The 19,772-nt window shown below is 61.1% G+C and carries 16 protein-coding genes and 3 tRNA genes; 9 read left to right on the forward strand and 10 right to left on the reverse strand.

Translation table 11 applies throughout. The features are described from left to right. Positions 1 to 8: 8 nt before the first annotated feature. From trpS to BMZ48_RS03190, 4 genes are read left to right on the forward strand one after another with little or no spacing between them, the layout of a single operon-like run. The gene (gene trpS / locus BMZ48_RS03175; RefSeq protein ID WP_091531716.1) at positions 9 to 1,025 is read left to right on the forward strand and encodes a tryptophan--tRNA ligase; all 1,017 of its coding nucleotides are present in this window, start codon (positions 9 to 11) and stop codon (positions 1,023 to 1,025) included. Further along, entirely contained in the window at positions 1,022 to 1,858 is an 837-nt protein-coding gene (locus BMZ48_RS03180) for a segregation and condensation protein A (RefSeq protein ID WP_091531720.1), read from the forward strand. The genes trpS and BMZ48_RS03180 overlap by 4 nt, the downstream gene beginning before the upstream one ends. Next, on the forward strand, positions 1,851 to 2,567 hold the full coding sequence (gene scpB / locus BMZ48_RS03185; RefSeq protein WP_091531723.1) for an SMC-Scp complex subunit ScpB: 717 nt from the start codon (positions 1,851 to 1,853) through the stop codon (positions 2,565 to 2,567). The genes BMZ48_RS03180 and scpB overlap by 8 nt, the downstream gene beginning before the upstream one ends. Before the next feature lie 14 nt (positions 2,568 to 2,581). Beyond that, on the forward strand, positions 2,582 to 3,430 hold the full coding sequence (locus BMZ48_RS03190; RefSeq protein WP_091531726.1) for a pseudouridine synthase: 849 nt from the start codon (positions 2,582 to 2,584) through the stop codon (positions 3,428 to 3,430). Here the strand turns inward: BMZ48_RS03190 and BMZ48_RS03195 are convergent. Genes BMZ48_RS03195 through BMZ48_RS03210 form a run of 4 tightly spaced genes read right to left on the reverse strand, consistent with a single transcriptional unit; the run spans position 3,411 to position 6,887 of the window. Next, entirely contained in the window at positions 3,411 to 4,157 is a 747-nt protein-coding gene (locus tag BMZ48_RS03195) for an SDR family NAD(P)-dependent oxidoreductase (RefSeq protein WP_091531730.1), read from the reverse strand. The genes BMZ48_RS03190 and BMZ48_RS03195 overlap by 20 nt on opposite strands. Before the next feature lie 26 nt (positions 4,158 to 4,183). After that, on the reverse strand, positions 4,184 to 4,855 hold the full coding sequence (gene gph, locus BMZ48_RS03200) for a phosphoglycolate phosphatase (RefSeq protein WP_091531734.1): 672 nt from the start codon (positions 4,853 to 4,855) through the stop codon (positions 4,184 to 4,186). Then, on the reverse strand, positions 4,852 to 5,577 hold the full coding sequence (ubiG, locus tag BMZ48_RS03205) for a bifunctional 2-polyprenyl-6-hydroxyphenol methylase/3-demethylubiquinol 3-O-methyltransferase UbiG (RefSeq protein ID WP_200769486.1): 726 nt from the start codon (positions 5,575 to 5,577) through the stop codon (positions 4,852 to 4,854). Before ubiG ends, gph begins: the two co-directional genes overlap by 4 nt. After that, positions 5,574 to 6,887 (reverse strand): TRZ/ATZ family hydrolase, encoded by a 1,314-nt coding sequence (locus BMZ48_RS03210; protein WP_091531746.1) that lies wholly within the window; start codon positions 6,885 to 6,887, stop codon positions 5,574 to 5,576. Before BMZ48_RS03210 ends, ubiG begins: the two co-directional genes overlap by 4 nt. A gap of 50 nt (positions 6,888 to 6,937) precedes the next feature. Here BMZ48_RS03210 and mtnA point away from each other — a divergent pair, with 50 nt between their 5' ends. From mtnA to BMZ48_RS03225, 3 genes are all read left to right on the forward strand, one after another. Continuing rightward, complete coding sequence (mtnA, locus tag BMZ48_RS03215) at positions 6,938 to 7,963, forward strand: S-methyl-5-thioribose-1-phosphate isomerase (protein ID WP_091531749.1); 1,026 nt, start codon at positions 6,938 to 6,940, stop codon at positions 7,961 to 7,963. Between the two features lie 35 nt (positions 7,964 to 7,998). Further along, positions 7,999 to 8,074: transfer RNA gene (locus BMZ48_RS03220), tRNA-Gly, on the forward strand. A gap of 104 nt (positions 8,075 to 8,178) precedes the next feature. Beyond that, a tRNA-Cys gene (locus tag BMZ48_RS03225) sits at positions 8,179 to 8,252 on the forward strand. Between the two features lie 66 nt (positions 8,253 to 8,318). On the opposite strand, the gene BMZ48_RS03230 is transcribed toward BMZ48_RS03225, so the two are convergent. Further along, positions 8,319 to 11,204, reverse strand: a complete 2,886-nt coding sequence (locus BMZ48_RS03230) for a hypothetical protein (protein ID WP_143383605.1) — start codon at positions 11,202 to 11,204, stop codon at positions 8,319 to 8,321. A 183-nt stretch (positions 11,205 to 11,387) separates the two neighbouring features. On the opposite strand from BMZ48_RS03230, the gene BMZ48_RS03235 reads away from it, so the two are divergent. After that, complete coding sequence (locus tag BMZ48_RS03235; RefSeq protein ID WP_091531756.1) at positions 11,388 to 12,800, forward strand: hypothetical protein; 1,413 nt, start codon at positions 11,388 to 11,390, stop codon at positions 12,798 to 12,800. Between the two features lie 44 nt (positions 12,801 to 12,844). Next, positions 12,845 to 12,929 (forward strand) — tRNA-Leu (locus BMZ48_RS03240). Between the two features lie 58 nt (positions 12,930 to 12,987). Here the strand turns inward: BMZ48_RS03240 and dksA are convergent. The 5 genes from dksA to BMZ48_RS03270 form a co-directional block, all read right to left on the reverse strand. Continuing rightward, entirely contained in the window at positions 12,988 to 13,773 is a 786-nt protein-coding gene (gene dksA / locus BMZ48_RS13140; protein ID WP_234981498.1) for an RNA polymerase-binding protein DksA, read from the reverse strand. 351 nt (positions 13,774 to 14,124) lie between these two features. Further along, the gene (phoU, locus tag BMZ48_RS03255) at positions 14,125 to 14,841 is read right to left on the reverse strand and encodes a phosphate signaling complex protein PhoU (RefSeq protein WP_091531765.1); all 717 of its coding nucleotides are present in this window, start codon (positions 14,839 to 14,841) and stop codon (positions 14,125 to 14,127) included. Positions 14,842 to 14,865: 24 nt separating this feature from the next. Further along, the gene (pstB, locus tag BMZ48_RS03260) at positions 14,866 to 15,711 is read right to left on the reverse strand and encodes a phosphate ABC transporter ATP-binding protein PstB (RefSeq protein ID WP_091531932.1); all 846 of its coding nucleotides are present in this window, start codon (positions 15,709 to 15,711) and stop codon (positions 14,866 to 14,868) included. 41 nt (positions 15,712 to 15,752) lie between these two features. Continuing rightward, the gene (gene pstA, locus BMZ48_RS03265) at positions 15,753 to 17,465 is read right to left on the reverse strand and encodes a phosphate ABC transporter permease PstA (protein ID WP_091531769.1); all 1,713 of its coding nucleotides are present in this window, start codon (positions 17,463 to 17,465) and stop codon (positions 15,753 to 15,755) included. Positions 17,466 to 17,480: 15 nt separating this feature from the next. Then, positions 17,481 to 19,748, reverse strand: coding sequence for an ABC transporter permease subunit (locus tag BMZ48_RS03270; RefSeq protein ID WP_091531773.1), 2,268 nt, complete (start codon positions 19,746 to 19,748; stop codon positions 17,481 to 17,483). Between the last annotated feature and the right edge of the window lie 24 nt (positions 19,749 to 19,772).

The following is a 19,772-nucleotide window of genomic DNA, read 5'->3' on the forward strand; positions in this document are numbered from 1 at the left end:
CTGAAACCGTGACTGTTCCACGCAAGCCCGTCGTTCTCTCTGGGATCCAGCCCTCCGGCCGCCTGACGCTGGGTAATTACCTCGGCGCGCTGAAGAACTGGGTGCATCTGCACGAACGCTATGACTGCTACTACATGCTGGTCGATCTGCACGCGATCACCGTGCGGCAGGACCCGGTGGTACTGCGTGAGCGTTGCTACGAATTCCTGGCGCTCTACATCGCCTGCGGACTCGATCCCGCCCACAACGTGCTGTTCGTGCAGTCGCATGTGCCGGCACATGCGCGGCTCGCCTGGATCCTGAACTGCTATACCCAGTTCGGTGAGCTCAGCCGCATGACACAATTCAAGGACAAGTCGGCCCGACATGCCGATAACATCAACGCCGGCCTGTTCGACTATCCCGTGTTGATGGCCGCGGACATCCTGTTGTATCAGGCCAATGCAGTGCCCGTGGGCGAGGACCAGAAACAGCATCTGGAACTGACGCGCGACATCGCCATCCGGTTCAACAATCTCTATGGCACAGCAGATGCACCGGTGTTCGTCGTCCCCGAACCGATGATTCCGCCGGTCGGTGCGCGCATCATGGGTCTGCAAGATCCGACGAAGAAAATGTCCAAGTCGGAGGATGCGCCCACCAACGCCGTTTATCTGCTCGACGAGCCGGACGTGATCGTGCGCAAAATCCGGCGCGCCGTCACCGACCTCGGCAACGAGGTGCGCTACGCGCCGGACGAAAAACCCGGTGTCTCCAATCTGATGGCGATTCTCGCCGCGACGACGGGCCGTTCCTTCGAATCCATCGTCGATGAATTCGACGGCCAGGGTTACGGCAAGCTCAAACAGACGACCGCCGAAGCCGTCGTCGAACAGCTCAAACCGGTCCAGGCGCGCTACCGCGAGATCCGTGAAGACACCGAGGGTCTGCGTCGCGTGCTGCGCGCCGGCGCCGAGAAAGCGCGTGCACGTGCCGACGCCACCTTGCACAAGGTTCACGACGTACTGGGCTTCATCCCCGAATGAACGACACCGTCAGCCCCATACCTACGGCCACGGGGGTGCCCAAGGTCCACGGACAGCCGCTCGAAAAGCTGCCTGAGGATCTCTACATCCCGCCGGATGCGCTCGAAGTTTTTCTTGACGCTTTCGAGGGCCCGCTGGATCTGCTGCTGTATCTGATCCGTCGGCAGAACCTCAACATCCTCGACATCCCGGTCTTCAAGATCACGCAGCAGTACATTCAGTACATCGAGTTGATGCGCGAACTCAAGCTCGAGCTCGCGGCAGAATACCTGGTCATGGCGGCCCTGCTCGCCGAGATCAAGTCCAGCATTCTGCTGCCGCGCCCGCCGCCGGATGATGCCGTAGAGCAGGGCGATCCGCGCATGGAGCTGGTGCGCCGGCTCCAGGAATACGAGCGTTTCAAAACCGCGGCAGAGAATTTGGAGAAACTGCCGCGCGTCGGCCGCGACATTTTCGTTGCGCAGGCACGCCCGGAGGTGATTCCGCAATCGGCGCGATTGCCGGTGCCGACACTGCGCGACCTGCTGCTCGCCTTCCGCGATGCCATGGAACGCAGCGCCCTGTTCAAACACCACGAAATCTCGCGCGAGCCTCTGAGCGTACGCGAGCGCATGTCGCGCATCCTGACGCGCCTGCGCCAGGGTCCCGCCCGCTTTGCCGAACTCATCGATCCCGCGGAAGGTCGCATCGGCGTCGTGGTCTGTTTTCTCGCCGTCCTGGAGCTGGCCAAGTCGGGAATGCTCGACGTGCAGCAGGATGCGCCCTTTGCGCCGATGCTGCTGGCTCCGCCGGTCCACTATCAAGAACCTGAACCGGAATCCGTCGATGAGTGATCCGACTGTGATCGACGATACAAACGAGCCCGCACCGGATGATGCGCAAAGTCAGGTGCTCGAGCGTGTGCTCGAGGCCTTGCTGCTCGCATCCGACCAACCCTTGTCCATCGAACAGTTGCACCGGCTGCTCGGCAATGAGCTCGGAGTCGGGAAAAAGGATCTGCGTGCGGCACTGGCGCGGCTCGATGCCGCGCTCGCCGGCCGTGCGGCCGAATTATGCGAAGTCGCCAGCGGTTTCCGCATCCAGGTCCGGCAGGAATATGCCGAATGGGTCAGTAAACTCTGGCAGGAAAAACCGCCACGGCTGTCACGCGCCCTGCTGGAGACGCTGGCGCTGATTTGCTACCGCCAGCCGATCACCCGCGGGGAGATCGAGGAAATCCGCGGCGTTGCGCTGTCTCCGAACATCATCCGCACGCTGCTTGAACGCAACTGGATCCGGGAGGTTGGCGTCAAGGAGGTCCCGGGCCGGCCATCGCTGTTCGGCACGACACAACAATTGCTCGACGACCTCGGCTTGAAATCGCTCGACGATCTGCCCAGCCTGCCCGAAATCAAGGATCCGCAGCAGCTCGAAGCGGCATTGCAGCGCCTGGGTGAACAGTTACACGAGATTCCACACATCGCCGACGCACCCTCGGAGGCAATTCAAACGCCCGATCCGGATGCGATGAGCCCGGCTGATCCGCCACCGACGGTGCACTGACCGGAGTCGATGACGTGCCCGAGCGCATCCAGAAGCTGCTCGCCGCTGCAGGTGTGGCCTCGCGCCGCGAAATCGAGCGCCTGATCGCCGAAGGTCGCATCCTGGTCAATGGCCGGCCAGCGGAAATCGGCCAAAAAATCGATCACGACGATCATGTCCGCGTCGATGGGCGCCTGGTTGCACTGACACGCAAGCCGCCTGCCACCCGCGTGCTGCTGTACAAAAAGCGCGTCGGCGAAGTCGTCACCCGCGATGATCCGCAAGGTCGGCGTACGGTATTCCGCAAGCTGCCCAAACTCGAACATGGCCGCTGGATCGCCGTTGGCCGACTCGATATCAACACCTCGGGTCTGCTGCTGCTCACCAACAATGGCGAACTCGCAAGACGCCTTGCGCATCCGAGCTTCGAGATCCCGCGCGAGTATGCCGTGCGCGTGCACGGGCCCATCGATGATGAAATCGTCCAGCGCCTGACACGTGGGGTCGAACTGGAGGATGGCCTGGCCCGGTTCGAATCGATGCGCCCGGCCGAGCATGAGGCCGGTACGGCGTCCAACCAGTGGTTCATCGTGCGTCTGCGGGAAGGGCGCAACCGCGAGGTGCGGCGTCTGATCGAATCGCAGGGGCTGGAAGTCAGCCGTCTGATCCGCATTCGTTACGGCCCCATCGAACTCGGGCGCGGCATCAAATCGGGCAGTTACCGCGAGGCCACGCCGGCAGAGCTGCAGGCGTTGCTGTCCGCAGTCGGCCTTGAGGAAGAAGCGCCACCGCCGGCAAGCGCCGGACGGTCGCGTCCACGCAGTCTCCGATCGACCCGGGAATCCATGCGCGGAAAAGCGCGGGCTAGAACGCGCGACCGCTGATGCCCCGGCTGTCCGGGCCGAGTAGCCATAGCAGCGCCGGGACTGCGGTTTCGGGCGGCGGAACCTGCGTCGGCTTTTCGCCGGGATAGCCCTTCAGGCGCAGCGCGGTGCGCAACGGACCGGGATCGAAGCTGTTCAACCGCAGCTGCGGGTGGCTATCCAGTTCCTGTGCCCAGATGCGCATCATTTGTTCGACGGCCGCCTTGGAAATGCCATAGATCCCGTCATAGGCATGGGCCTTGCGGCCGTGGCGGTCCGCGACGAAGACCACGGCCGCATCTGCGGATGCTTGCAGCAAGGGCAGGAGTTGCCGGGTCAGGGCAAACGGCGCCGTGAGATTGACCTGCAGGGTTTCGATCCATTCCTGGGGATCGATGTCGGTCATCGGCATGAAGGCCTTGAAATGCGCCGCGCAGTGCAGCAGTCCATCGAGACGCCCGAATTCGCGTTCGATCGCATCGGCGAGGTCGGCATAGTCTTTCCAGCTGGCGCCGCCCAGGTGTAGCGGGTAGATCGCCGGTTGCGGATACCCAGCGCGCTCGATCTCGTCGTAAACCGCTTCGAGTTTGCGTACCGTTCGCCCTAGCAGGATCACTGTTGCGCCGTGCGCCGCGCAGGCCAGCGCCGCCGCCCGGCCGAGGCCGTCGCCGGCACCGGTGATGAGGATATGACGCCCTGCAAGGAGCTGCGGGGACGGAACATAGTCAGCAGGAGGGATGGCAGCCATGGCAGGTCAGCGCAAGTGCGCGTCGATCAATGTCCGAACAGATGATGCTGCAAGGCGTGTGGGCTCTGCGCGACCAGATCCGCACCCCAGGTTTCGATGGGCGCATTCTCTCCCAGATAACCCCAGGCTGCAGCGACGGTCGGCATGCCGGCGGCAACGCCGGCAATGATGTCGCGCCGGTCGTCTCCGACATAGACACAGTCGCGGGGTGACAAGTCCAGCAGGGTGCAGGCGCGCAGCAAGCTGTCTGGCGCTGGCTTGGGACACGAGACCTCATCGGCACTGACGATGCAGGCGGCAAAGGCCGCAAGTCCGAGTGCCTCGAGCAGCGGGCGCGTGAGCCAACCAGGTTTGTTGGTGACCACACCCCAGCGCAGGCCTTCCACTCTGCATCGCTCAAGCAGGGTGGGGATACCATCGAAGGGCCGTGAATGTTCGGCGATATGCGCGCGATAGTACGTCAAGAAACATTCGCGCCGCGCATCGAATTCCGGATGCTCCGGGGTGATCGCCAAAGCCCGCGCCAGCAGGCCGCGTGCGCCGGCAGAGGCCACCGGCCGGTAGGCTTCAATCGGCAGTGGCGGAAGGCCGATACAGCTCCGCACGTGGTTGGCCGCCGCACCAAGATCGGGGGCGGTATCGACCAGCGTGCCGTCGAGATCGAACAGCAGCGCGCGCATCGTATCCGCGACGATCATGGGGCAGAGATCCCGGTATCGGGCTTGGCGCAGTACATCAAGTAATTGACATCGACGTCGTCGGCGAGGCTCGCCGCGCGCAGCAGGGGGTTGTAGCGCAGACCCTTGATTCCGCGCACCTCGAGACCGGCGGCACGGGCCCAGGCATCGAGCTCCGAGGGGCGGATGAATTTTTCATATTGATGAGTCCCGCGCGGCACGATGTTGAGCAGATACTCCGCCCCCAGAATCATCATCGCGAACGACTTGGGATTGCGGTTGATCGTGGAGAACACGACCGTGCCTCCGGGGCGCACCAGTTGCGCACACGCCGCGACGACGGAGCGGGGGGCAGGCACGTGCTCGAGCATCTCCATGCAGCAGACGACGTCGAAGGTCGCAGGCTGTTCCGATGCGAGGGCCTCGGCGGAGATCAGACGATACTCTGCTGCACAGCCAGTCTTTTGCGCATGCTGACGCGCGACCTCCAATGCGTCATGGGCAAGATCGATACCCAGAACCTGGGCGCCCTCGGCAACCAGGGCCTCGCTCAACAAACCGCCCCCGCAGCCGACATCGAGGACGCGCTTGCCCTTGAGTCCGCCCGCACAAGTCGCGACGTAACGCACGCGGGGAGGGTTGACCGCATGCAATGCGCCCATTGGCCCCTGCGGATCCCACCAGTGCGCGGCCAGCCGGTCGAATTTGGCGATTTCGCTCGGATCGACGTTCGAGGAGGTCATGGCTTGATCTTCTGCCGCCATTCAGCCGCACGACTCAGTGCGGCGGTTTCGTCGAGTGTCAGCAGCATGCGATCGCGCATCAGCGCGCGCCCGGCCACCCAGACATCGGTGACCTGTTCACGGCTTGCGGCATACACCAGCTGCGACAGGACGTTGTAAACCGGCTGCGTCGGTGCCGCGCTCAAATCGATCGCGATGAAATCGGCCGACTTGCCGGCGGTGAGCGAGCCGATTTCATGCTCGAGCCCGAGCGCGCGCGCGCCATCGAGTGTCGCCATTTGCAACGCCCGTGCTGCCGGCAAGGTCTGCGGATCTCCGGCAACGGCCTTGGCCAGCAGCGCGGCGCTGCGCATTTCGCCGAGCAGATCAAGATCGTTATTGCTGGCAGCCCCGTCGGTACCGAGCGCGACGTTGACGCCCGCTTTGAGCAGTCGGCCGACCGGAGCGAAACCGCTGGCGAGCTTGAGGTTCGATTCGGGACAGTGCACGACATGCACGCCGTACTCCGCGGCCTGCGCGATTTCCTCGTCGCTGAGCTGGGTCATGTGTACGGCGATGAAGTCGGGGCCGAGCAGTTCCAGATCGCGCAGGCGCTGCCAGGGCCGTTTGCCGGTGGCCTCGACGGCCATCGCCACCTCACCCGCGGTCTCATGTACATGCATGTGGATGCCGATGCCCAGTTCGTTGGCGTATTTGCGGATCTTCAGCAAAGGGGCATCGGAGACCGTGTACGGCGCATGCGGTGCAAAAATCGTACGCACCAGCGGCGTGTGCTTGAAGGCGTCGTGCAGCTCAAGCCCCTTGTGGAGATATTCGTCTGCATCGCGCGCCCAGGCCGTGGGGAAATCGAGTGCGATCAGACCGACGGTGACCCGCAGTCCGACCTCGACCGCGACACGGGCGGTTGTGTCCGGGAAAAAATACATGTCGTTCACGCAGGTCGTGCCGCTGCGGATCATCTCGGCGAAAGCCAGACGCACGCCGTCGGCGCAGAACGGCGGACTCACGTGCGCACCCTCGGCCGGCCAGATGTGGTCGCGCAGCCAGTCCATCAGGGGCAAATCGTCGGCGATACCGCGCAAAAGACTCATCGCCGCGTGGGTGTGCGCATTGACGAAGCCGGGCAGCACGGCATGGTGAGGCAGATCGAGCCGTTGGCGCGGCTGATACTGGGATAAGGCCATGTCGAGCGGCGCACAGGCGACGATGCGGCCGGCATCGACGATCAGGGCGTGATGCTCGAGCACGGCACCGGCAGGCTCGATCGGCACCAGCCAGCGTGGCGCGACCAGCAGATCGACGGGCAGCATGACAAATCCGGATCAGTAGAATGGCGCGGCCATTCTAGCCGAGGCTTTCCATGTCATCCGTGCAACCCATCGTGTGGAAAGATGGACGCCTGCGTCTGCTCGACCAGCGCAGCCTTCCGCATGCCGTGTGCTGGCTCGAATGCACCCGCGCGGAAGAAGTCGCCGAGGCCATCCATGCGATGGCCGTGCGCGGTGCGCCGGCGATCGGCATCGCGGCTGCTTACGGTTTGGTGTTGGCGGTGCGACGCGATCCCGAGGCGTTCGACCGCGCATATGCGCTGCTCGCCGCATCGCGGCCGACCGCGGTCAACCTGCGCTGGGCGCTGGAGCGCATGCGCAAGCTGTGGCAGCAAACGCAACACGTGGCGCACCTGGAAGCCGAGGCCGTGCGGATCCACGACGAGGATCTGGCGCAGAACTTGCGGATCGGCGAGCTCGGCGCGGCGCTGCTCCCGGAGCAGGCCCGTGTGCTGACCCACTGCAACACCGGCGCGCTGGCAACCGGTGGGCATGGCACAGCGCTCGGCATCATTCGCACGGCGCACGCCCAGAGCCGCATTGCGATGGTTTACCACACCGAAACGCGACCCTGGCTACAGGGCGCACGACTGACGGCATGGGAGCTGCAGCAGGAGGGCATTGCGTCGCGCCTGATCGCCGACGGCGCTGCAGCGCATCTGATGGCACGTGAAAAAATCGACTGGGTGATCGTCGGCGCCGACCGCATCGCGGCCAATGGCGATACCGCGAACAAAATCGGTACTTATGCACTCGCCATCGCCGCCCGGCACCACGGCGTGCGCGTCATGGTGGCAGCGCCCAGCAGCACGTTCGATCTGCGTTGCGCATCCGGATCGGAAATTCCGATCGAAGAGCGGCCCGCCAGCGAACTCACCGAATTCCGGGGCTTGGCCGTGGCGCCGGCCGGCTCGTCGGCATTCAATCCGGTGTTCGACGTGACCCCGGCGACGCTCATCGATGCCATTGTCTGCGAGCGCGGCGTCATCCTCGCTCCAACCGCCGACAAATTGGCGCGGCTGCTGGCGCAAGACGCGACGCAAGCTGGTGTTTCTTGACTTCGTCTCTGCTGTCTCTACAATACGCGCCTCACGCGGGAATAGCTCAGTTGGTAGAGCGCAACCTTGCCAAGGTTGAGGTCGCGAGTTCGAGCCTCGTTTCCCGCTCCAGCTTCTTGCAAACCCCGCTGGTCATCCACGGGGTTTTTTAGTCTTGCGGCGCCATCGTCCGGTCGCACCGGCGACTGTTAGAATCGCGCCCAACGGTCTACTGAGGCTAGGTGGCAGAGTGGTTATGCAGCGGACTGCAAATCCGCGTACGCCGGTTCAATTCCGACCCTAGCCTCCATCTCTCTGACCCGCCACCTGCTTGCGCGATCAAACCTGCCCGATGGGACAGGTTTGTATGTTCCGCTCAGGGAGCAAACGCACCCACCGGGGGTGCGGGGCGAAGAATCGGACGATCCGGCATTTTCAGGCCATGAGCGCGGATCGCTGCACTGGCTGCTTCGGTGCGCTGCCAGGTTTGCAAGTAGGCCTCTGCAGAATTGTAGAGGTGCTGGATATGGTCCGGCCGACCCTCCAGGCGAATCTCCTGGATATAGTCGCTGAGCATGCCATAGTGAGCATTGCCGTCCAGATCCTCGCTCCAAGTGCGCCTGACGACACCATCTACATCACGGCTGCTCGGCTGGTCGAACCGCACCGGTTCGACGTTTGCAAAGCCTGGCAACGAATCGAAGGGCGGGCCTTCGAACAGGACGAACGGATAAACGACTTCCTTGCCCGCGATGTCTCCACCACGAGGACGGCTCTGTGCCGACAGGCCGTTCGTGTCGGTGCCATAGCCGAAACCGAACAGCAAACGTTCGGACGGAGCGCGACCGGCCATTGCCGCCTCATAGATTTGTAAAGTTTCATCCATGTCCGCCCGGAAACCGCGGCTGGATCCATTGCTCGGGTAAAGAAAACCGCCGTTGCGCAATAGTCGCGTGGCCTGATCGATCGTCGTCCCGCCGAATGTTCCGTGGGTCGATACCAGCGGGTAGACCGGTGTTTGCGCTTCAGTGAGTTCCAGGAGTTGGGTCTTCATACCGACTTCCATGTGATCCCAGTCGAGGATGAAGCCCATTTCCATCATCTTGCCGTAGGTGTACAAACCGATCGGCGTCATCCAGCGTGCATTGCACTGCGGCACGCCGGCCGGATAGCACGGCGTTGGTCCGCCGGAACGGCCATCCTGACCCATCGGGGTGCACAGCGGGGGCGACAAATAGTTCTGTATCGCGCCGCCCGAATTGCCCCATAGATATCCGCTGAATCCGGGGGTCTCGCCTTCGACGGGGCAGTCATAAGTCGTCCACCATTCCCCAGTGGGTGTCTCGCTCTCGGGCAGATTTTCGAGAAACCGCTGTAGTAGCTCCGGATCGAGTCCATCGCTCAAGAGCGCAACCAGCGATGCGACATCGCCCGAGGGAATACCCCCCGTATCCTCGCGGTTGCCGAGGTTGAGGATCATCCCATCGAAAATGCCGTTACCACCGAAGGCGTTGTCGAATTCGTGGATCGAGATGATCTGACGTACACCCCATCCGTACAGCCGCTGCATCTGGGTAAGAATGGAATTGGGTTTGCCCTCCTCCATCGTGCATGTGTACGAATTTTCGATACCACCCTTGCCGGTTTCTTCGAAAGGACGCTCGGTGCGCAGCGGACTATAGTTGACCTTGCAGTTGAACAGCTCAGAAATCTCGATCCCGAGCACGACGGCGATGTGTCCTTGCTCGATGACTGCACGGGCTTCGGCGGCGTTGTGAACGATCTGGAAAAAGCCCTTACCGCGTCCGCCATACTGTGCGTCGATATAGTCTTGCATGCCGTACATCGTGCCAACCTGCTGACCAGCGGTATTCATCGAATTGCAATCGCGTAACGGATCGCCCGTTGCATTACGCTGCAGCTCGCATAGCGTTTCGTTATCGACGAGATCGTTGACGACGACACGCAAGCCACCGGCCCAGGCACGCTCCAGCCATTTCCAGTAGATGGCCTCATGGGTGAGGTTGTCGCGACTGGGCCATTCAGTGAATGTTGGCCAGCCGTCGGTCGCATGGCCATCGACATCCTGGGTATAGACACCACCGAGCAGATCGAGCTCCCCATCGGGACCGTGCTGCGCGCTGCAGTTACCGAGAGCATGTTCGACACCGAACTTGTGGTAAGGCAGACCCCAGTGCGCCCCTCCCAAAAAGGTCGTGGCACTGATATGTACGTGAACGTCGGCATGGCCGAGCACAGAACCATCCGGCTGCGTACCGCGGAACGGCGTGCCGCTAAAATCACTCGAGGCCTCGGGGTAGATTGCACAGCCGGTGGTCGGTTCGAAGCTGAAGCTCTGGTATCTCGGGTCCGCACTGGGCGGTGACAGTGCCAAAGCGCCGGTCGTCGGATCGACCCCCAGCTTCGCCTGCCGTGCGTCCGAGCCAAGCGTGAATTCAGAAAATTCCAGTTCCGGATCGATGAAGTTGTGGTATCGCGCCACTTCTTCGGCAGTGGGCTCGCGATTGAACGTCGGAGTCGGCGGGTAGGGTGTCGTGTCACCCACGCCCAGAACCGTCCACTCGGCATCATCGGTCGCGGCTGCACTGGCTACATGTGTCAACGCCGGAGCATCGCCGACGCTCATCAGCTGACGGTTGCGGTTGTAGAGCGCGTATTTGCCCAAAGCCGTGGGCTTGAGAAAGAACGGTTCCGCTGCCGTGATGTCTGTGGCCGTCGCGGCATAGCCCGAAGCGTTACGCACGACATAGTTGCCGGTGCCATTGGCCTTGATTGCCCAGCAGGCGTTGTTCAATGCATAACGAGTGCGCTTGGCAGCCTGCAGATCAGTCTCATCGGTATCGGCCGCGTCATGACATCCGGGGTCGGTTGGAAAGTCGGCCTTGCCGTCACCGTCATTGTCCAGGCCGTCGGCACAGGCGGGTGGGGGGATCGGATCGGCTTCGTCGGAATCGGCAGCGGCGGTGCATCCCGGATCGGTCGGGAAATCGGTCTTGCCGTCACCGTCATTGTCCAGTCCATCGGCACAGGCCGGAGGGCGGGGTGGCTCGGCCTCGCTGGTATCGGACGCACTCGCGCAACCCGGATCGGCAGGGAAATCGACCAGGGAATCACCATCGTTGTCGCTGCCATCGGCGCACTGGGCGACGGTCCGTGTGGCGTCACGTTCATCATTTCCGGAACATGCGCCGAGCATTAAAGCCGCAATGACCATCGGTACTGCAGTCAGTTGCTGCAACATGGCTCCTCCAGTATCCACATTCATGAGCGCTCGGCATACGTAGGCCGGTCATGAAAAGCAGCGTAATACGGTCGACACGCCCCGTATATAGTAAAAACCAGCAAGAACCCGACTACATCGCTGCCCCTTGTCGCCGTGATGCGGCCATCCCCGTTACCGAATGTCCTAACCGCGGCAAGTATTTTGCTGCCCACAGCATGTTTTGCGCACTCTTTCGGCAGCAGTTTCAATCTGCCGGTTCCGTTCTGGCTCTATGCGTGGGGCTCTGTCGCGGCATTGGTCGCTTCGTTCGTCGTGTCGGGCTACTTCTCCAGATCCACACTCCCGAAGCACTACGGCATCTCCCGCGCGGAGACGGAACGGCACAGCGGTCTTCCCATCCCGATCTTGCCGCTGCGCATCCTCAGTGTGGGCCTGTTCGCGCTGTGTATCGCGACAGGCCTGCTTGGGACGACGAACCCATACGCGAACTTCAACATGACGTTCTTCTGGATCGCCTTTGTGTTGGGAATGACCTACGTGACGGCGCTCCTCGGCAATCTCTATGCGATCGTCAACCCCTGGCAGGCACTCTGCGCGGCGGTCGGCCAACGATGCCCGCGTTACCGACAAGGCCTGTTTCGCTACCCGCAATCGTGGGGACATTGGCCGGCATTTGCATTGTATGGTGGGTTCATCTGGATCGAACTGTACGGCGAAACTCAGCCATATTCGTTGGCCTTGATCCTACTTGGCTACAGCGCACTGAATATCGTTGGGGCAGGTGTGTTCGGTCTGCGTGACTGGTTCCGTCACTGCGAGTTCTTCGGATTGTTCTTCCGCCTCATCGCTCTTCTTGCTCCGTTCGAAATCGCGCTAGCGGACGGTGGGTATCGCATACGCCGCAGAACACCCTTCGCAGCCATCGTCGAGAGTCGTGCCGACGATTTCGGTGTGCTCGCGTTCTTGCTGTTCATGCTGTCATCGACTGCATTCGATGGCTTATCCGAGACAGTGGCGTGGCACCGTTGGTTCTGGGTCGATCTGTATCATGCACTCCTTCAGAAGTACGTGGGGCGCAACCCGCTTGCGGCATTTCCGGCAATGCGCGAATTGTTCAGCGTGTGGGGAGCGTTCTGGCTGTTCGCCTCATCGTTCGTTTACCTGGCGATTTATGGGGGCTTCATCTGGTTACAGCGCCTGATCGTCGCGCCACCGGCAGGTACTAAGGAACTTGCGCTGCGTTTTGCTCCGACGCTGCTACCGATCGCACTGGCATATCACGTGACGCACTATTACACGCTGATCCAGACGCAGGGGGTCAAGCTCATCAGCCTCGTTTCCGATCCTTTCGGTCGCGGGTGGAATCTGTTTGGAACCGCGCATTGGTTGCAGCATACAATCATCCCCGATGCCATCACTGTCTGGCACGTACAAGTCATCCTGATCGTTGTCGGACACGGCATCAGCGTCTATCTCGCGCACCGTGTAGCGTTGTGCGTATTCGGCAACGTCCGTGCAGCCATGATCAGTCAGCTGCCGATGCTGGCACTGATGTTGCTGTTTACGGTCGGTGGGTTATGGATTCTGGCCCAGCCACTGGCCGGTCCGGGGTGAAACCGCCGCGGGCAATTGGCTACCATCTGCATCTTCCCGCACCTGCGACCGTGGCGAAATAGGTAGACGCAGCGGACTTAAAATCCGCAGCCGCAAGGCATGCCGGTTCGATTCCGGCCGGTCGCACCAGATCAGTCAACGAAAACGCCCCGTAGGACGGGGCGTTTGGTATCCGGCAATTGAAGCGTCAGCGGTCGCGATACTGTGCTTCGACGCGTTCGTCCTGACCTTTGACGTCCACGCATACCGTCGCCGTCGGACGCGCGAGCAGCCGCGGGATGCCGATCGGATCGCCCGTCTTTTCGCAATATCCGTATTCCTTTGATTCGATACGACGAAGGGCATCATCGATCTTGCGCAGCAGCAATGACTCGCGTTCACGCAAGCGCAGGTCGAGCCAGTGTTCTTCCTCGGCCGTGGCACGGTCGGCCGGGTCAGCGAAAACCTCGCGCTCGTGCAGCCGTTCTTTGACGTCCATCTCGCGCTGGAGCACTTCCTGACGCATCTGCAACAGGCGTCGCCGGAAAAATTCCAGTTGCGCATCATTCATATAATCCTCATCCGGCATCGCCTTGATGTCTTCTTCGGTCAGCACGGCGCCGGGAGGCAGGGTGCGAGTCGGTCTTGCGGCAGCGGGTGAAGCCGCAGCCCGGGTGGATGTCGGAGATGGCGTCGGGCGGTTGGAGTTGCCTGTGGATGTTGCAACCGACCCGGCCGCTCGGGCAGCTGGTTTGGCACCGCTGGACCGCTCCGATGTAGATGACTTTGCCTTGGCGGCCACCTTGGTCTTAGCTGAGGCAGAAGGAGCCGCTGATTTCTTGGCGCTGCCAGCCGCCGACTTTTTACCGCTCAGGGCGTTTTTGAGCTTGCCCAGGAGCCCGGAAGCAGCCTTGGGTTTCGCCGCCACCTGTTTTTTCGAACCGCTTGCAGCCGACCTTGACTTTGCAGACTTCACCGTCTTTTTCGCAGTCATGCTTCTCACTCACGATTCGCTGGAAAGACCAGCGCAAAGGCTGGCCTTATACACCCCATGATCTTGCGGGTCAATGCGTTGCATGCGAAGTGCCGCATGATCGCGCCGCCATTGGGCCGTTGACCGCGGCATAATTTCTCATAATGTATATTATGTTAAATAACGGAGCGGGGGCGATAGTACGTCAGCCCACGGTTTGAGCCACGCGACGGTTGCCCCTGTCATCGCTGGACCATCGCAGACGCCGATTGAGACCGGCTGTGTGTCGACACCGCAAACAGCCTTCATGCGGCTCTTCCGGGTTTGCGCGCATCTGAAAATCAGGCCTGGATGTGTTGGCGTGGCCCGTTTTCACCCACCCTTGACTTCTTTTTCCATCGCCTCGAGCGAGACGTGCCGCACGTCCTTGCCCTTGACGTAATAGATCACGTATTCGGAAATGTTTTTGGCGTGGTCACCGATCCGCTCGAGCGCCCGCACGCTCCAGATGATATCCATCACGCGCCGGATTTTGCGTGGATCTTCCATCATGAACGTGATGCACTGGCGCAACAACGCCTCGTACTCACGGTCAATGGCCTGGTCCTCACGCGCGGCAGCCAGCGCGGCCTCGGCGTCCATGCGCGCAAAGGCATCGAGCGCGTCATGCACCATCTGCACGACATGACGGGACAGGTGCTGGACCTCCAGCATGCCGTCGCTGAACCGGTCATGCGAAGCCAGGTCGACAGCCATGCGCGCAATTTTTTCGGCCTCGTCACCGATCCGCTCGAGATCGGTAATGGTCTTGATCACGGCATAGACCAGGCGCAGATCGCTGGCCGTCGGCTGCCGACGTGCCAGAATGCGCGCACATTCGTCGTCGATGAAGACTTCCAGTTCATTGACCTTGTAGTCGTTCTTGACGACTTCTGCACCGAGCTGTGCATCGGCGTCCATCAGTGCACGTGTTGCATCGACGATTTGCTGTTCGACGAGGCCGCCCATCGCGAGCACGCGCTGGCGCACGTCTTCGAGCTCGGCGTTGAACTGACTGGAGATGTGTTGCTTGTAACCTGGGGTGGTCATGGCAGTAATAGAAATCGAAAAAGACTAACCGTAGCGACCCGTGATGTAATCTTCCGTCTGCTTCTGTTGCGGCTTCGTGAATAATTGGTCGGTGTCGCCAAACTCGATCAGATCGCCCATGTACATGAAGGCCGTATAGTCGGACACACGTGCCGCCTGCTGCATGTTGTGGGTGACGATCACGATCGTGTACCGGTTCTTCAACTCGTTGATCAGTTCCTCGACCTTGAGCGTGGAGATGGGATCGAGTGCCGAACAGGGTTCGTCAAGGAGGATGACATCAGGCTGGATCGCAATCGCGCGGGCGATCACCAGACGCTGTTGCTGTCCGCCGGATAGTCCTAGGGCGGATTCGTCGAGACGATCTTTTACCTCATCCCACAGGGCAGCGCCTTTGAGCGCCCATTCCACCGTTTCGTCGAGCTCCCGCTTCTTGTTGATGCCCGCCAGACGCATTCCATAGGCAACGTTTTCATAGATCGATTTCGGGAATGGGTTGGGTTTCTGGAACACCATCCCCACCCGCCGCCGCAGCATCGCCACATCGACATCGCGATCGAAGATGTTCTTGCCGTGCAGGCGAATCTGGCCTTCGATGCGGCAACCATCGATGAGATCGTTCATGCGGTTGAAGCAGCGCAGCAGCGTCGATTTGCCGCAGCCGGATGGGCCGATAAAGGCCGTTACCTTCCGCTCCGGAATTTTCAGGCTGATGTTTCTCAGCGCCTGCTTGTCACCATAGTAGAGATTCAGTCCCTCGACTTCGATGGCGATCGTCTCTTCGTGCAGGCGTAAGCCAGCATGCTCACGCTTGAGCGAGTCGATATCGATGCCGTGGGTCAGCGGGGTTTTGCTCTGTACGCCGGACATTTTGAGATTTTCCATCGTATGGTCTCGCGGCTGGCGACGGATCAATGATCCAGCGCTTTGTAGCGCTCGCGCAACCGGTTACGGATCGTGATCGCGGTGACATTGAGGCTGATCACCACGAGCACCAGCAAAAACGAGGTGGCATAGACCAGTGGGCGGGCCGCCTCGACGTTCGGCGACTGAAAGCCGACGTCGTAGATATGAAAGCCCAGATGCATGAACTTTCGTTCGAGATGGATGAACGGGAAATTTCCGTCCAAGGGCAATGAAGGCGCGAGCTTGACCACTCCGACGAGCATCAGCGGCGCGACCTCGCCGGCGGCTCGCGCGATCGCCAGAATCAGCCCCGTCATCATCGCAGGCGAGGCCATCGGCAGCACGACCCGCCACAGCGTTTCGGCCTTGGTTGCGCCCAGGGCGAGAGAGGCTTCGCGAATCGAACGCGGGATGCGGGCCAAACCCTCCTCCGTCGCCACGATCACAACAGGCAGTGTCAGAAGTGCGAGCGTCAATGATGACCACAGAAGGCCCGGTGTGCCGAACACCGGGGCTGGCGAGGCCTCCGGATAGAACGCGCGATCGATGCCCGCGCCGATGAAATAGACAAAAAACCCTAGCCCGAACATGCCAAAGACAATGGAAGGCACACCCGCCAGATTGTTGACGGCGATCCGGATCGCCTGCGTCAGCGGACCTTGTCGAGCGTACTCGCGCAGATAAAGCGCAGCGAGGATGCCAAACGGTGTAACGATGACCGACATGATCAGTACCATCAGCACCGTGCCGAAGATTGCAGGAAAGATGCCGCCTTCGGTATTGGCTTCGCGCGGTTCGTCGGAAACAAAGCTCCAGACTTTCGCGAAAAAATGGCCCAGCTTCTCAAACGTACCCATCGCGTTGGGGCGATAGCCATCGACCAGCTTGAAAATGGGCATTTCGATGAGTTGGCCGTCCACGGTGCGCATCGTCACCGTGTCGCGGTTGGCCTCACGGTTGAGATCGACGAGCTGTTCGCGCAACTGCTGATAACGCGCGTCCTGTTCCTTACGCCGGGCAGCCAGCTCGGCATAGGCATCCGGATGTGACTGCGGCGTTTTGCCCTCGATCTGCAAGCGGCGCTCTGCCAGGCGCAGGCGCTCCAGCTCGTAGTTGACAGAGCCGATCTGTACTTTTTCGATGTCGCGGATGCGCTCGCGCAACTCGTTGACACGTCCCTGTGCGGCGCGATACGCAGTCCATGCGGCTTCCCCTTCGACGACTTTTCCGTCGATGCGCACGGACTCTAGAAAGCCGTGGAAATTACCCCACTCCATGCGCTCGAGTACGACCGCATCGCGCGGATAACTGCGCTCGACCAACCAGTCCGACAGCACGAAACGGAAATCAGACCCCAGCAAGTCGCGGTTGCCCACCTTGATCAGCAAACGCTCGTACAGCGGTTGGTCTTCTGATACCGGCAATCCGGCGTTCTTCAAACGCGCTGCCGTCACCTCTTCGCGACTGCGGATCTCGGCAAGCACATCGACTGCAGGTGCGCCCGGTTGTAAGTAGCGCGCCTGCACCAAGCCTGCTGGCCAGAAATGCGGCAGGCCACGCGCTGCGGTGAGCACCAGCAACGCACAGGTGATGATGAACGCGACAGTGATCGCCGCTGCAGTGAGCCAGATATAGGGCTGTCCGGACTTGATGTAACTAGCGACGCTGGCTCTCGTATCGGCAACCAGCGATCGGGCATCTGGGTTGGTGATGGACATATGAGTTCGACTGCCTCAGATGGCGCTATAGCGTGCCCGCAACCGCTGGCGCACGATTTCGGCAAGGGTGTTGAAGATGAACGTAAAGACAAACAGTACCAGGCCAGCGAGGAACAGCAGACGGAAATGCGTGCTGCCAACCTCGGATTCAGGCATCTCGACGGCGATGTTCGCCGCCAGTGTGCGCATGCCCTGGAACAGACTGAAATCGGTCACGGGTGTATTGCCCGTGGCCATCAGCACGATCATCGTCTCACCGACAGCGCGCCCCATGCCGATCATGATCGCCGAGAAAATGCCGGGGCTGGCCGTCGGCAGCACGACGCGTGTGAGGGTCTGCCAGCTCGTCGCACCCAAAGCGAGCGAACCTAAGGTGAGATGTTTGGGCACGGTGAAGATCGCATCCTCGGCGATGGAGAAAACGATCGGAATCACCGCAATGCCCATGGCGATGCCGACGACCAGTGCGTTGCGTTGGTCGTAATGGATTCCTAGTTCCTGATCCATCCACGCCTGCATGTTGCCGCCGAACAGCATCGCCTCGATGGACTTGTCGATCGTAAAACAGAACCAGACGACCAAGACCACCACGGGTATCAAAATGGCAGCCTCCCATCCCGGCGGGATGCGATAACGCAGTTTCCGCGGCAAATGCGCCCACAGGTATCCAAACAACGGAATCGACAGCGGCAACAGCAGCAGGGTGAGAAACACACCCGGTAGATTGGTCTCGACATAGGGTGCAAGCCACAGCCCAGCGAGAAAACCCAGAATCACCGAGGGCAGCGCCGCGAGGATCTCGACCGTCGGTTTGACGAGCTGGCGCATCTCCGGCGACATGAAATAAGCCGTGAAAATGGCACCCAGGACCGCGATTGGCACTGCAAAAATCATTGCATAAAAAGCACCCTTGAGCGTGCCGATCGAAAGCGGTGTGAGGCTGAACTTGGGCTCGAAATCCGCGCTGGCCGAAGATGACTGCCACAGGAATCGCGGCTCATCATAGCTTTCGTACCACACCCGCCCCCACAGTGCGCTCCAAGAAACCTCCGGGTGCTCGTTGTGTACATCGTACCCACGAATCGTGCCATTGGCGCCTACAGCCATCAGGTATTTTGCGCGTGGATTGAATGACAAGTGCGCAACGGGTTCATCGAGCATCTTTTCAGTGATTAGCCGGCGGCCGGCGGTTGCGTAGAACAGCGTCACGCGACCGGTTTCATCACCAACGGCAAACGTGCGCCGGCGCAACTCGGCACCCAGTGCCGTGATGGTCGCGCCATCAGTATCGGCTGCGAAAGTACGCACCCGCGCGAGGTACGCTGTCCCATCCGGACGGCGCGCAGGAAACCACTGCGAGACAATGCCGTCTGCCTGCGCAACGATGATCGAGATGCCGCCTGCCAAATACCGCGCATCGCGCGCGGCGCTGCCGATGGCGTACACCTCCACCAACTCCGGCGCCTCGTCGGTGAGCAGACGGTAGAACGCGATCTTGCCGGACTGCCGGTCGATGACGTAGAGCCAGGTCAGCAGGGGTTCGAGAAGCAGGATGTCGGGTTTGACTGCCGGAAGAAAACGGCTCTGTGGACCTTCCTGCAGGGTCACATCACCAAACAGCGATTCCTCTTGCGTGTATCGCTTGAGCACGATCTCACCGCTCCTCGCTGCACCCGCCATCAACAGAGTGCCGCGCTCGCTGCGCACGGCGAGTGCGTGGCCTGGTTCGTTCATGAACGCAAGCGGTGTTTCGCCATAGGGATACTCGACGACCGGCGTGATCATGCGCCGATCATCGGGATAGGTGACCCGGTAGGTGTGCCGGAAGATGCTGATCCGGCCATCCGTCCATTGCACGGCCACCTCGCCGGTGTCGGCGGACAGTGTCGTGACACCGACGATGCCGCGATTGGCCTGAGGCAACTGCTGGATGCTGCGTACGGCACCGGTATGAAGATCGAAAAAGACGATGTCACCACCAGCGGTGAGACGCATACCGACCTCACCCTGCTCTTCGGCGGCGACGTAAACCGTCGGAACCTGTGGTCCTGGTACCTGGATTGTCTGCCGCGCTTCGACTCTCGGGGGAGCAAACAGCGGAATGACCTCGCTGAGCAGGTAGACAAAAATCAGCAGCAGTGCACCGATCACGCCCAGACCGCCAATGCCCACCACCCAGCGGGCAAGATTGTCCTTGAGATAGCGCCCACGCACGCCTGGTGCTTTGCCGGCAACGATCGATTCGAAGCTTCTGGCGGTAGAAAGAGAGGAAGACTCGTGCATGGATGGGAAATGAGTGGGTCCGAT

It is taken from the genome of Fontimonas thermophila (genome assembly GCF_900113085.1).
In the GTDB taxonomy this organism is placed as follows: domain Bacteria; phylum Pseudomonadota; class Gammaproteobacteria; order Nevskiales; family Nevskiaceae; genus Solimonas; species Solimonas thermophila.

Coding starts and splice junctions, on each gene's coding strand:
- BMZ48_RS03180 (WP_091531720.1), top strand. CDS start 1,022: ATGAACGACACCGTCAGCCCCATACCTACGGCCACGGGGGTGCCCAAG.
- scpB (WP_091531723.1), top strand. CDS start 1,851: ATGAGTGATCCGACTGTGATCGACGATACAAACGAGCCCGCACCGGAT.
- BMZ48_RS03195 (WP_091531730.1), bottom strand. CDS start 4,157: ATGGCTGCCATCCCTCCTGCTGACTATGTTCCGTCCCCGCAGCTCCTT.
- gph (WP_091531734.1), bottom strand. CDS start 4,855: ATGATCGTCGCGGATACGATGCGCGCGCTGCTGTTCGATCTCGACGGC.
- ubiG (WP_200769486.1), bottom strand. CDS start 5,577: ATGACCTCCTCGAACGTCGATCCGAGCGAAATCGCCAAATTCGACCGG.
- BMZ48_RS03210 (WP_091531746.1), bottom strand. CDS start 6,887: ATGCTGCCCGTCGATCTGCTGGTCGCGCCACGCTGGCTGGTGCCGATC.
- mtnA (WP_091531749.1), top strand. CDS start 6,938: ATGTCATCCGTGCAACCCATCGTGTGGAAAGATGGACGCCTGCGTCTG.
- BMZ48_RS03230 (WP_143383605.1), bottom strand. CDS start 11,204: ATGTTGCAGCAACTGACTGCAGTACCGATGGTCATTGCGGCTTTAATG.
- dksA (WP_234981498.1), bottom strand. CDS start 13,773: ATGACTGCGAAAAAGACGGTGAAGTCTGCAAAGTCAAGGTCGGCTGCA.
- phoU (WP_091531765.1), bottom strand. CDS start 14,841: ATGACCACCCCAGGTTACAAGCAACACATCTCCAGTCAGTTCAACGCC.
- pstB (WP_091531932.1), bottom strand. CDS start 15,711: ATGTCCGGCGTACAGAGCAAAACCCCGCTGACCCACGGCATCGATATC.
- pstA (WP_091531769.1), bottom strand. CDS start 17,465: ATGTCCATCACCAACCCAGATGCCCGATCGCTGGTTGCCGATACGAGA.
- BMZ48_RS03270 (WP_091531773.1), bottom strand. CDS start 19,748: ATGCACGAGTCTTCCTCTCTTTCTACCGCCAGAAGCTTCGAATCGATC.